We start from the raw sequence: 13,118 nt of genomic DNA, 5'->3' as shown, positions 1-13,118 counted from the left end.
GTATGAGTAAAATTCGAGTGCATGAATATGCGAAAAAACATAATATCTCAAGTAAAGATCTTATGACAAAACTAAAAGAAATGAATATCGAGGTTTCGAATCATATGACAATGTTAGACGATGAAGTAGTAAACAAATTAGATAATGAGTATCAAACTGAAAAACCTTCTGTTGCAGATGAGTTTGAAGTAGAAGAAAAAGTTGTTCGTAGTAAAAAGAACAGCAATAAGAAAAAGAAAAAAGGCAAAGGAAACGAAGACAAGCGTCAAGAGAACTTTGCTGGAAGACAACAAACACAAACTGTAGAAACACCAGATAAAATTACTTTCTCTGGAAGTCTTACAGTAGGTGATCTTGCTAAGAAATTAAGTAAAGAGCCATCTGAAATTATTAAAAAGCTCTTCATGCTTGGAATTATGGCAACAATTAACCAAGACTTAGATAAAGATACAATTGAGTTAATTGCTAACGACTACGGTATTGAAGTAGAAGAAGAAGTAATTGTAAGCGAAACTGAGTTTGAAACATTCATCGATGAGCAAGATGATGAAGAGAACTTAAAAGAGCGTCCAGCTGTAGTTACAATCATGGGACACGTTGACCATGGTAAAACAACATTGCTTGACTCTATCCGTAACTCTAAAGTAACTGCTGGTGAAGCGGGTGGAATTACTCAGCATATTGGTGCATACCAAGTTGAAGTAAATGACAAGAAAATTACATTCTTAGATACACCTGGTCACGCGGCGTTTACAACGATGCGTGCTCGTGGTGCACAAGTAACGGATATTACAATCCTTGTTGTTGCAGCTGATGACGGTGTTATGCCACAAACAGTTGAAGCAATTAACCATGCGAAAGCAGCAGGAGTACCAATTATTGTTGCTGTGAATAAAATGGATAAACCAGCTGCGAACCCTGATCGCGTAATGCAAGAACTAACAGAATATGAATTAGTTCCAGAAGCATGGGGCGGAGACACAATTTTCGTACCAATTTCTGCGATTCAAGGTGAAGGAATTGACAATTTACTAGAAATGATTCTTCTTGTAAGTGAAGTAGAAGAGTATAAAGCAAATCCAAACCGCTATGCAACTGGTACTGTAATTGAAGCCCAACTTGATAAAGGTAAAGGAACTATCGCGACATTACTTGTTCAAAACGGTACGCTTCGAGTAGGAGATCCAATCGTTGTTGGAACTACATTCGGTCGTGTTCGTGCAATGGTAAGTGATATTGGTCGTCGTGTAAAAGTTGCTGGTCCATCAACTCCTGTTGAAATTACAGGTTTAAACGAAGTACCACAAGCAGGAGATCGTTTCATGGCATTCGCTGATGAGAAGAAAGCTCGTCAAATCGGTGAATCACGTGCACAAGAAGCGCTACTTGCTCAACGTGGTGAGAAATCTAAATTAAGCCTTGAAGATTTATTCCAACAAATCCAAGAGGGCGATGTAAAAGAAATTAACTTAATTGTGAAAGCGGACGTACAAGGTTCTGTAGAAGCAATGGCAGCATCACTACGTAAAATTGATGTTGAAGGTGTTAAAGTTAAAATTATCCATACAGGCGTAGGTGCGATTACAGAATCTGATATTATTTTAGCTTCTGCATCTAATGCAATTGTAATTGGATTTAACGTACGCCCAGATGTAAATGCGAAGCGTACAGCTGAATTAGAGAACGTTGATATTCGTTTACACCGCATTATTTATAAAGTAATCGAAGAGATCGAAGCAGCGATGCAAGGTATGCTAGATCCAGAATTTGAAGAAAAAGTAATCGGTCAAGCAGAAGTACGTCAAACGTTTAAAGTAACAAAAGTTGGAACAATCGCAGGTTGTTACGTAACAGATGGTAAAATTACACGTGATAGCGGCGTGCGTATTATCCGTGATGGTGTGGTAATCTATGAAGGTCAACTTGATACGTTAAAACGTTTCAAAGACGACGTAAAAGAAGTTGCTCAAAACTATGAGTGTGGTATTACAATTGAGAAATACAACGATCTTAAAGAAGGGGACATCATTGAAGCGTACATTATGGAAGAAGTGAAGCGATGATTATCGCTTCTCTCTCATTCGAGTGTATGATTTACGATGTGCATTCTTTAAAAGAGAAACGAGCAATTTTGCAACGGGTGTTAACTCGTGTGAAACAGCGTTATAACGTAGCTGTTTCAGAAGTAGGGCATCAAGATGTATGGCAACGTACAGAAATTGCGATTGTTTCCGTATCCTCAAATCGTGTTATTTGTGAAAAAGAAATGAATCGTGTACTTGAGTATATCGATTCATTTCCTGAAATTGAACGTACGATAACACAATTGGAATGGTATTGAATGAGGTGAAGAGTTATGAAATTACGTGCAAACCGTGTAGGCGAGCAAATGAAAAAAGAATTAGGCGACATCATCAGTCGTAAAATTAAAGATCCACGTGTCGGATTTGTTACTGTAACAGATGTACAAGTGAGTGGAGATTTACAAATTGCTACAGTATATATTTCTGTTTTAGGTGATGAAGAACAGAAAGAAAGTACATTAAAAGGTTTAGCGAAGGCAAAAGGCTTCATTCGTTCAGAAATTGGCCAACGTATTCGTCTTCGTAAAACGCCTGAAATTTCCTTTGAATTTGATGAATCTATCGGATATGGTCATCGAATTGATACACTTTTACATGAAATTAATAAAGAAGGTAAACGTGAAGAATAATGGATAGACATTTGTCTATCCATTTTTTCAATGTAAAATAAGTTTTAGGTAATGATTATGAAAGAATTACGATGAGGTGAACATATATGGAAGGTGTAGTATTATTACATAAGCCAAAAGGCATGACATCACACGATTGTGTATTTAAATTAAGAAAGATATTGCGTGAAAAACGAATTGGTCATACAGGAACATTAGATCCAGATGTAACAGGAGTATTGCCTATTTGTGTTGGACGAGCAACGAAGATTGCACAATTTTTAACAAGTGAAACGAAAACATATGAAGGTGAAGTAACATTAGGGTTTTCAACAACAACTGAAGATGCTTCAGGTGAAGTTGTGGAAACGAAACATGTAGATCGTGTTATTACTCGTAAAGAAGTGGAAGAGGTTCTTGCCGCATTAACAGGTACGATTGAGCAAATGCCTCCGATGTTTTCGGCTGTAAAAGTTAACGGGAAAAAATTATATGAATATGCAAGAGCAGGACAAGAGGTTGAACGTCCAGTTCGTACAATTACAATTCATGAATTTGTATTACTAGATGACCGTGAAGTGTTTGAAGGAGAAAATATTTCATTCCGTTTCCGTGTAACGTGTAGTAAAGGCACATATGTAAGAACATTAGCGGTAATGATTGGTGAAAAACTTGGTTTTCCATCACATATGTCTCACCTTGTAAGAACGGCTTCAGGTGAATTTGTATTAGAAGATTGCATATCATTTGAAGAAATTGAAGAAAACGTGCAAAATGGAACAGTAGAGTCTATCTTCATTTCAATTGATGAAGCGTTAAGTAAGTTCCCGAAAATGGTTGTAGATGAAAAGCAAGCAGAAAAAATAAAAAATGGTATGTTCTTAAAAAATGAATTGCAAATAACGGCGCCATTTATAACAGTGTTTGATAAAAACGATCGTTGCCTTGCAATTTATGAGCACCATCCAAAACACCCTGGTATGCTAAAGCCGATGAAAGTACTTGTGAATAATCAAGAACTAAAGCTATAATGAATTATTGGAAGGATTATTACAGAAAAAGGTGAATTCAAGCGTGAAACTTATTCATTTAACTCATCCACATGAACAAAATAAATTAGAATTACCACCTACTGTAATGGCATTAGGATTTTTTGATGGCATTCATTTAGGACATCAATGTGTGATTCGAACTGCGAAACAAATAGCGGATGAACGAGGATATAAAAGTGCAGTGATGACATTTTATCCGCATCCATCTGCTGTTTTAGGTAAAAAGGAAGCGCATGCGGAGTATATTACACCAATGTGTGATAAAGAAAAAATAGTCGAGAGTTTAGGAATCGATATATTATATGTTGTTAAATTCGATGAATCATTTGCAGGCTTATTGCCACAACAATTTGTAGATGATTATATTATTGGTTTAAATGTAAAACATGTAGTAGCAGGATTTGATTATTCATATGGACGTTTAGGAAAAGGAAAGATGGAGACTTTACCATTTCATGCAAGAGGGGAGTTTACACAGACTGTGATTGAAAAAGTTGAATTTCAAGAAGAGAAAGTAAGTTCTACGGCATTACGAAAGTTAATTCGAAATGGCGAAATGGAGCAAATTCCATCTATTTTAGGTAGAGCATATACAGTAGGAGGAACGGTTGTACACGGTGATAAACGTGGACGTCAAATTGGTTTCCCAACAGCTAATGTAGGTTTAAGTGATGAGTATCTATTACCACCTGTAGGTGTTTATGCAGTGAGATTAAAAGTTCACGATGAATGGTACGATGGTGTATGTAATATTGGATATAAACCAACCTTTAAAGAAGATGAGCGCCAACTATCTATTGAAGTGCACTTACTTGAATTTAACAAAGACATATATGATCAAAATGTTACAGTAGAGTGGCATATGCGTATAAGAGAAGAGAAGAAATTCAATGGCATCGATGAGTTAGTTGAACAAATCGCTAAAGATAAGAAAACAGCACAAGAATATTTTGCGAACGAAAAGAATATACTTGCTTTTTCAAATGAAAAGTAGTATTCTATGTTATGTACTTTATGACAACCATTGCTTGGCATTGCGACTCACCGACGCTTGCTAGGTAATCGGGGGTTTAATTAATAGGAGGTGAAATAGGATGGCTTTAACACAAGAGCGTAAAAATGAAATCATTGCACAATTTAGAACTCATGAGACTGATACTGGTTCTCCAGAGGTTCAAATTGCTGTCCTAACGGAGCAAATTAACACTCTAAACGAGCACTTACGTACTCACAAGAAAGATCATCATTCACGTCGTGGTCTATTAAAGATGGTTGGTAAACGTCGTAACTTACTAACTTACCTTCGTAATAGCGATATCACACGTTACCGTGAATTAATCACAAAGCTTGGCTTACGTCGATAGTCAAAGAAGCGGGAATATTCCCGCTTTTTTGTTAGGTAAAAATATATCTTCTACTCTTTATAGCTTACTTCATTTTCGGTAATACTAGAGGTAGAATATTGTGATATACTATCCATTTACATAGAAGAATTGAATACTTTAAATTGAGAGGGGTACTTAAATGAGTCAAGAAAAGCAAGTCTTCTCGATAGATTTAGCTGGTCGCCAGCTAACAGTTGAAACAGGTCAGCTTGCAAAGCAAGCGAACGGAGCAGTATTAGTAAGATATGGCGATACAGCGGTTCTATCTACAGCAACTGCATCAAAAGAAGCAAAAAATGTAGATTTCTTCCCACTTACAGTAAACTATGAAGAGCGTTTATATGCAGTCGGAAAAATTCCTGGCGGTTTCATTAAACGTGAAGGTCGTCCAAGTGAAAAAGCAATTTTGGCAAGTCGTTTAATCGACCGTCCAATTCGTCCACTTTTCGCAGATGGTTTCCGTAACGAAGTACAAGTTGTCAGCATCGTAATGAGTGTTGATCAAGATTGTTCTTCTGAAATGGCAGCTATGCTTGGTTCTTCATTAGCGTTATCGATTTCAGACATTCCATTTGAAGGTCCGATCGCGGGTGCAACAGTTGGTCGTATTAACGGCGAATTCGTTATCAACCCAACAGTAGAACAGCAAGAACAAAGTGATATTCACCTTGTTGTAGCTGGTACGAAAGATGCAATTAACATGGTTGAAGCAGGAGCAGATCAAGTGCCTGAGGAAACAATGTTAGAAGCAATTATGTTTGGTCATGACGAAATTAAACGTCTAATTGCATTCCAAGAAGAGATTGTACAAGCTGTAGGTAAAGAGAAATCAGAAGTGAAACTTTATGAAGTTGACGCTGATCTTAACCAATCTGTACGTGAAATGGCTGAGAAGGATATGCATTCTGCAATTCAAGTACATGAGAAACATGCACGTGAAGATGCAATTAACGAAGTGAAAAAGCGTGTAATTGAGCATTACGAAGCGCAAGAAGCTGATGCTGATACATTAGGACAAGTAAATGAGATTTTATATAAAATTGTAAAAGAAGAAGTACGTCGTCTTATTACAGTTGAGAAAATCCGCCCAGATGGCCGTAAAGGTGACGAAATCCGTCCATTAGCATCAGAGGTTGGCATTTTATCTCGTACACACGGTTCTGGTTTATTCACACGTGGACAAACACAAGCATTAAGTATTTGTACATTAGGCGCATTAGGCGATGTGCAAATTTTAGATGGCCTTGGTGTAGAAGAATCAAAACGCTTTATGCACCATTACAATTTCCCATCATTTAGTGTTGGTGAAACAAGACCAATGCGTGGACCAGGTCGTCGTGAAATTGGTCACGGTGCACTAGGAGAACGTGCTCTTGAGCCTGTAATTCCGTCTGAAAAAGATTTCCCATACACAGTCCGTCTTGTATCTGAAGTATTAGAATCAAATGGTTCTACTTCACAAGCGAGTATTTGTGGTAGTACTTTAGCAATGATGGATGCTGGTGTTCCACTTAAAGCTCCAGTTGCAGGTATTGCAATGGGCCTAGTTAAATCAGGTGAGCATTACACAATTTTAACTGATATTCAAGGTATGGAAGATCATTTAGGTGATATGGACTTTAAAGTAGCAGGTACAGCACACGGTGTAACTGCACTACAAATGGACATTAAAATCGATGGTCTATCTCGTGAAATTTTAGAAGAGGCATTACAACAAGCGAAAGTTGGTCGTATGCACATTCTAGATCATATGTTATCTGTAATTGCAGAGCCACGCACTGAATTATCAGCGTACGCTCCAAAGATTATTACAATGACAATTAACCCAGATAAAATCCGTGACGTTATCGGACCAAGCGGTAAACAAATCAATAAAATTATTGAAGAAACTGGCGTTAAAATTGACATCGAGCAAGATGGTACAGTATTCATTTCTTCAATAAATCAAGAAATGAACGACAAAGCTAAGAAAATTATCGAGGATATCGTTCGCGAAGTACAAGTAGGGGAAATCTACGAAGGAAAAGTGAAACGTGTTGAGAAATTCGGTGCTTTCGTTGAATTATTCAGCGGTAAAGATGGATTAGTTCACATTTCTGAACTTGCACTTGAGCGTGTAGGTAAAGTAGAAGACGTTGTGAAAATCGGTGATGTAATTACAGTTAAAGTTATCGAGATTGACAAGCAAGGTCGCGTGAATTTATCTAGAAAAGTATTGCTAAAAGAAGAGCAAGAAAAAGAAGCTGCTAAAGAAGAAAACAAACAAGAGCAGCAATAAGTAAAAGCCAGTTTAACTGGCTTTTTTTGTTATGTAAAAATATGATTTGCATATATTTTTATGTCAGTATAGGTATAGTTTTCATTATAACGCTCAAATTAACAAAGATAAGAAGGAAAATGGTTTTTTATATAGTTAATGGGAGGGTTTATATGAAAACTCGTATATTGGCATACATATGTATATTCTTTTTATATGTCAGTGCAGGTTCTTATTCTGTTTTTGCACAGGATCACTTATATGAAGAAATTCAAAAGCATGCAAAACAATATGAGATTGCACCGCAAAATGCGATGATTGATAAGATATGGAAAGCAACACCAGGATATAATGGAAGACAAGTTGATATGGAAGCATCCTATAACAATATGAAGAAATTAAAGCAGTTTGATCAAAAACATCTTGAATTCAAGGAAGTATCACCGAGTGTCCACTTAGAAGATTTATCACCAGCACCAATTTATAGAGGTCATCCGGATAAAAAGATGGTCGGGTTAACAATAAATGTGGCATGGGGAAATGAGTATTTGCCTCGTATATTAGAAATATTGAAAAAACATGATGTGAAGGCGACCTTCTTTTTAGAAGGACGTTGGGTGAAAGAAAATTTACGATTTGCAAAAATGATTGTCGATGCAAAGCAAGAAGTTGGAAATCATTCTTACACACACCCTAATATGAAAACATTATCGTCTGATGAAATAAGAGATCAGTTACAAAAAACAAATCGAATGATCGAAGCAGCTACGAATCAAAAGGTAAGATGGTTTGCACCGCCGAGTGGAAGTTTTCGGGATGAAGTGGTGAAAATTGCAGATGATTTTCAAATGGGAACGATTATGTGGACTGTTGATACAATTGATTGGAAGCGACCTGAGCCAGGTGTACTATTGCAGAGAGTAATGAGAAAAATACATCCAGGTGCTATCGTATTAATGCATCCTACTTCGTCCACAACAGAAGCATTAGATACAATGATTACAAAATTGAAGGAACAAGGATATAAAGTAGGGAATATAACAGAATTACTGGATGAAAAACGTGTGGATTAAATACATTTGCATGACATTCATCCTTAAACTTGTTATCATTAAATAATAGCACTTATTTAGAGAAACTGGCATTAGGAGGAAAGTTTTTGATTAAAAAATATACTTGTAAAAATGGTGTAAGAATAGTTATGGAGAATATACCAACTGTAAGATCGGTTGCGATTGGTATTTGGATCCATGCAGGATCAAGAAATGAAAATGAAAAAAATAACGGGATTTCTCACTTTTTAGAGCATATGTTCTTTAAAGGAACAGAAACACGTAGTGCACGTGAAATTGCAGAATCATTTGATAGCATTGGCGGACAAGTGAATGCTTTTACTTCAAAAGAATACACTTGTTACTATGCAAAAGTGCTAGATGAGCATGCTAAATATGCTCTAGATGTATTAGCAGATATGTTCTTTAATTCAACATTTGATGAAGAAGAACTGAAAAAAGAGAAGAATGTCGTATGTGAAGAAATTAAAATGTACGAAGATGCTCCAGATGATATTGTGCATGATATGTTAACGAAAGCAACATATGAAACGCATCCGCTTGGATACCCTATTTTAGGAACAGAAGAAACGCTTAATACGTTTACAGGTGATACGCTACGTCAATATATTAAGGATCATTACACACCTGAAAATGTAGTTGTATCAATTGCAGGAAATATTGATGAAGCCTTTTTACAAACAGTAGAGCAATATTTCGGTAGTTATGAAGGAACGACAAACCGTGAACAAGTACATAGCCCAATTTTCCATTTTAATAAGGTAGCACGTAAAAAGGAAACAGAACAAGCTCATTTATGTTTAGGATATAAAGGCTTACAAATGGGACACGAAGATATTTATAACTTAATTGTATTAAATAACGTTTTAGGCGGTAGTATGAGTAGCCGTTTATTCCAAGAAGTACGTGAGCAACGCGGGTTAGCTTACTCAGTATTCTCTTACCATTCTTCTTATGAAGATACAGGTATGTTAACGCTGTATGGCGGAACAGGTAGCCAACAATTAGATACACTGTATGAAACAATGCAAGAAACATTAGAAACATTAAAAAATACAGGTATTACAGAAAAAGAGCTTATGAATAGTAAAGAGCAATTAAAAGGAAACTTAATGTTAAGTTTAGAAAGTACGAATAGTCGTATGAGCCGTAATGGTAAAAATGAATTGCTACTTCGTAAGCACCGTTCACTTGATGAGATTATTGAAAGTGTAAACACGGTAACAAAAGAAAATGTAGATGAGTTAATTCGTAACATGTTTACAGATGAATTTTCTGCAGCATTAATTAGTCCAGATGGAAAACTTCCAAAAGGAATAAAACTGTAATTACCATATATGATTTAAAAATAACCGTATCTCTTTTAAATGAGATACGGTTATTTTTTGTGGGTATATAGAATAGGTACTAATTATGGATAACTTAAATGAATAATTTGGGTAGGGGGAGAGAGTATGCGATTAAGTGAACTAAGTGGGAAAGAAATTGTTAATTTAGAAAGAGCAGAAAAAATGGGGGTTTTAGGCTATGTGGATTTAGAGATTGATGAGAAGGATGGACAAATACAGGCTCTTATTATACCTGCTGGGAAATGGGGAGGTTTTAAAAAGGAACCACAAGAAATAAGAGTCGCATGGAGTCAAATAAAAAAAGTGGGTCATGATATGATTCTTTGGGATATTACAAATCGTTCAAATTCGAAGTGAAAGATGGCCATTTTGGTCATCTTTTTTGTACATTTTACTCAGAGCAAAATCCAACATAATGTCTTTTCCTACGCCGAATTTTGAGGTGGGGCCTTCCTGCATACAAATAGGGGGATACATGATGGGTGCTTTTTGTTTTTCAATCACCTAAAACTCGTACATTACATATGATGTGGAGGAAAAAGAAAAAGTAGGCACTTTTCTTATAAATGACAGAAAAAGAAGGTGAATTAGGGAATGTTGACTGAGATGCATATTGCTGTCATAGGAGGAGATGCAAGACAGCTAGAAGTAATTCGCAAGCTCGTTGAATTGGATGCGAAACTTTCATTGATAGGGTTTGATCAGTTAGACCATGGCTTCACAGGGGCAGCAAAAGAAAGTATACAAAATTTAGATTTCACTTCTGTAGATGCAATTATTTTGCCAGTTGCAGGTACAAATGCCAAGGGAGAAGTAGATACTATTTTTTCAAATGAAAAAGTTTCTATAACGAAAGAACAAATTGAAAATACACCAGAACATTTTACTATATATTCAGGTATTGGTACGCCTTACTTGGAAAATCTCGTATCTACTACAAACCGTAAACTAATTAAATTATTTGATCGTGATGATGTGGCAATCTACAATTCTATACCAACTGTAGAAGGTACATTAATGATGGTAATTCAACATACCGACTATACAATTCATGGTTCTAATGTAATGGTTTTAGGATTTGGTAGAACAGGGATGAGCGTTGCCAGAGCATTTCAATCATTAGGAGCCCATGTCAAAGTTGGAGCAAGACGATCAGAACATATTGCACGTATTACAGAAATGATGTTTTCTCCTTTTCATATGCAGGACATTGAGAAAGAAGTAGGGGATATCGATATTGTCATTAATACAATTCCTCATCTCGTTGTGACAGCGAATGTCATTTCAAAAATGCCAGCTCATACGTTAGTAATTGATTTAGCTTCTAAACCAGGTGGTACCGACTTTAGATATGCGGAAAAAAGGGGAGTTAAAGCGCTGTTAGCACCTGGATTACCAGGTATTGTTGCTCCAAAAACAGCAGGACAAATTTTAGCGAACGTTCTTTCTCAGTTATTAGCAGAAGATGTAATCGCAAGAAAGGAGAATGGGGAATGAATTTAAAAGGGAAAAGAATAGGGTTTGGTTTTACTGGTTCACATTGTACGTACGAAGAAGTAATGCCTCATTTAGAAAAGTTAATTGCTGAGGGAGCTGAAGTGCGTCCAGTTGTTTCTTACACTGTTCAATCAACAAATACGAGATTTGGAGAAGGGGCAGAGTGGATTAAAAAGATTGAAGAAGTAACAGGTTTTAAAGCGATTAATTCAATCGTTGGCGCAGAACCGCTAGGACCTAAAATTCCACTAGATTGTATGGTAATTGCACCACTAACAGGAAATTCTATGAGTAAATTTGCTAATGCAATGACAGACTCTCCGGTATTAATGGCAGCGAAAGCGACGCTAAGAAATGGTAAGCCCGTCGTATTGGCTGTTTCGACGAATGATGCGTTGGGGCTTAATGGGGTAAATCTCATGCGCCTAATGGCTACAAAAAACATCTACTTCGTCCCATTCGGTCAAGATGCACCAGAGAAAAAACCAAATTCAATGGTAGCTCGCATGGAGTTACTGGAAGATACAGTATTAGAAGCGCTGCAAGGGAAGCAATTGCAACCGGTTGTCGTAGAAAAATTCAGATATATGAATTAAAAAACGAAAAAAAACGGACAATTTTCGATGAAACCATCATTCTTACTGTAGAATATGATAAAATTAACGTTATTAAGATTAGAAGGGGTATTGTATACTCCTTCTCATTCTAAGTTATAGAAGGATTGGTATCTAGAAAGGGGCATAGTGATGGAAAAGCAAAAAACTTTTCATGTCGCTGTAGTTGGAGCAACCGGCGCAGTTGGTGAACAAATGTTAAATACTTTAGAGAAACGAGAATTTCCAATTGGGAAGTTAACGTTACTTTCATCTAAACGATCTGCAGGTAAGAAACTTGTATTTAAAGGCGAAGAATTTACAGTTCAAGAGGCAACTCCTGAAAGTTTTGAAGGAGTAGATATCGCACTATTTAGTGCTGGTGGATCTGTATCAAAACAATTAGCGCCAGAAGCAGCAAAGCGCGGTGCGATTGTTGTTGATAATACAAGTGCATTCCGTATGACAGAAAACGTGCCACTTGTTGTACCTGAAGTAAATGAAAACGACTTAAAAGAACATAACGGTATTATTGCAAATCCAAACTGTTCTACAATTCAAATGGTAGTAGCTCTTGAGCCAGTTCGTCAGCAATATGGTTTAAAACGAGTAATCGTTTCCACATATCAAGCTGTATCAGGTGCTGGTGCGGCAGCGATTGAAGAACTTCATGAACAATCACAAGCAATCTTAAATGGTGAAGAAGTAAAGGCGAATGTTTTACCTGTATCAGGTGATAAGAAACATTTCCCGATTGCTTTCAACGCGATTCCACAGATTGATAAGTTCCAAGATAATGGATTTACATTTGAAGAAATGAAAATGATTAATGAAACGAAAAAAATTATGCATATGCCAGAGCTAGAAGTAGCGGCAACATGTGTACGTTTACCAGTTGTATCAGGTCACTCTGAGTCTGTTTACATTGAAGTAGAAAAAGAAGGCGTAACAGTAGAGGAATTAAAGAACTTACTTGCAAATGCGGAAGGTATCGTTCTGCAAGATAACCCAGAAGAGCAATTATATCCAATGCCAGCTACTGCAGTAGGTAAAAACGAAGTATTCGTTGGAAGAATTCGTAAAGATTTAAATAACGATAAAGGATTCCATCTTTGGGTCGTATCTGATAACTTATTAAAAGGCGCTGCATGGAATTCTGTTCAAATTGCAGAGCGCTTAGTAAAATTACAATTAGTGTAAACGGCTAAGAGAAGGTGCAA

Annotated in this window: 13 protein-coding genes; all 13 read left to right on the top strand. The window is 36.5% G+C overall.

Annotated elements, in window-relative coordinates:
* Positions 1-2 precede the first annotated feature (2 nt).
* The gene (infB, locus tag PDQ68_RS05940) at positions 3-2,063 is read left to right on the top strand and encodes a translation initiation factor IF-2 (RefSeq protein ID WP_000036345.1); all 2,061 of its coding nucleotides are present in this window, start codon (positions 3-5) and stop codon (positions 2,061-2,063) included.
* Positions 2,060-2,341, top strand: coding sequence for a DUF503 domain-containing protein (locus PDQ68_RS05935; RefSeq protein WP_000582364.1), 282 nt, complete (start codon positions 2,060-2,062; stop codon positions 2,339-2,341). The genes infB and PDQ68_RS05935 overlap by 4 nt, the downstream gene beginning before the upstream one ends.
* Positions 2,342-2,356: 15 nt before the next feature.
* The gene (gene rbfA, locus PDQ68_RS05930; protein ID WP_000776443.1) at positions 2,357-2,713 is read left to right on the top strand and encodes a 30S ribosome-binding factor RbfA; all 357 of its coding nucleotides are present in this window, start codon (positions 2,357-2,359) and stop codon (positions 2,711-2,713) included.
* A gap of 86 nt (positions 2,714-2,799) precedes the next feature.
* Positions 2,800-3,723: a tRNA pseudouridine(55) synthase TruB gene (truB, locus tag PDQ68_RS05925; RefSeq protein WP_000399341.1), complete on the top strand. Its 924-nt coding sequence runs from the start codon at positions 2,800-2,802 to the stop codon at positions 3,721-3,723.
* A 43-nt stretch (positions 3,724-3,766) separates the two neighbouring features.
* Positions 3,767-4,738: a bifunctional riboflavin kinase/FAD synthetase gene (gene ribF, locus PDQ68_RS05920; RefSeq protein ID WP_061183969.1), complete on the top strand. Its 972-nt coding sequence runs from the start codon at positions 3,767-3,769 to the stop codon at positions 4,736-4,738.
* A gap of 100 nt (positions 4,739-4,838) precedes the next feature.
* Positions 4,839-5,108 carry a 30S ribosomal protein S15 gene (gene rpsO, locus PDQ68_RS05915; protein ID WP_001229392.1) on the top strand — a complete coding sequence of 90 codons (270 nt, stop codon included), beginning with the start codon at positions 4,839-4,841 and terminating at the stop codon, positions 5,106-5,108.
* Between the two features lie 160 nt (positions 5,109-5,268).
* Positions 5,269-7,407 carry a polyribonucleotide nucleotidyltransferase gene (gene pnp / locus PDQ68_RS05910; protein ID WP_000076751.1) on the top strand — a complete coding sequence of 713 codons (2,139 nt, stop codon included), beginning with the start codon at positions 5,269-5,271 and terminating at the stop codon, positions 7,405-7,407.
* Between the two features lie 152 nt (positions 7,408-7,559).
* Complete coding sequence (locus PDQ68_RS05905) at positions 7,560-8,459, top strand: polysaccharide deacetylase family protein (RefSeq protein ID WP_000857420.1); 900 nt, start codon at positions 7,560-7,562, stop codon at positions 8,457-8,459.
* An 86-nt stretch (positions 8,460-8,545) separates the two neighbouring features.
* Positions 8,546-9,787 (top strand): M16 family metallopeptidase, encoded by a 1,242-nt coding sequence (locus tag PDQ68_RS05900; RefSeq protein WP_000592994.1) that lies wholly within the window; start codon positions 8,546-8,548, stop codon positions 9,785-9,787.
* A gap of 126 nt (positions 9,788-9,913) precedes the next feature.
* Positions 9,914-10,165, top strand: coding sequence for a YlmC/YmxH family sporulation protein (locus PDQ68_RS05895; RefSeq protein ID WP_061183970.1), 252 nt, complete (start codon positions 9,914-9,916; stop codon positions 10,163-10,165).
* 237 nt (positions 10,166-10,402) lie between these two features.
* Complete coding sequence (gene dpaA, locus PDQ68_RS05890) at positions 10,403-11,305, top strand: dipicolinic acid synthetase subunit A (RefSeq protein WP_000954733.1); 903 nt, start codon at positions 10,403-10,405, stop codon at positions 11,303-11,305.
* Entirely contained in the window at positions 11,302-11,901 is a 600-nt protein-coding gene (dpaB, locus tag PDQ68_RS05885) for a dipicolinate synthase subunit B (protein WP_001049480.1), read from the top strand. Before dpaA ends, dpaB begins: the two co-directional genes overlap by 4 nt.
* A gap of 150 nt (positions 11,902-12,051) precedes the next feature.
* The gene (gene asd, locus PDQ68_RS05880; protein ID WP_000414848.1) at positions 12,052-13,098 is read left to right on the top strand and encodes an aspartate-semialdehyde dehydrogenase; all 1,047 of its coding nucleotides are present in this window, start codon (positions 12,052-12,054) and stop codon (positions 13,096-13,098) included.
* Positions 13,099-13,118: the final 20 nt, after the last annotated feature.

Source organism: Bacillus cereus group sp. Bc010 (genome assembly GCF_027716745.1).
GTDB lineage: Bacteria > Bacillota > Bacilli > Bacillales > Bacillaceae_G > Bacillus_A > Bacillus_A pacificus.
Note: the sequence above shows the minus strand (reverse complement) of the source record. Positions and strands in the feature narration are given on the sequence as shown.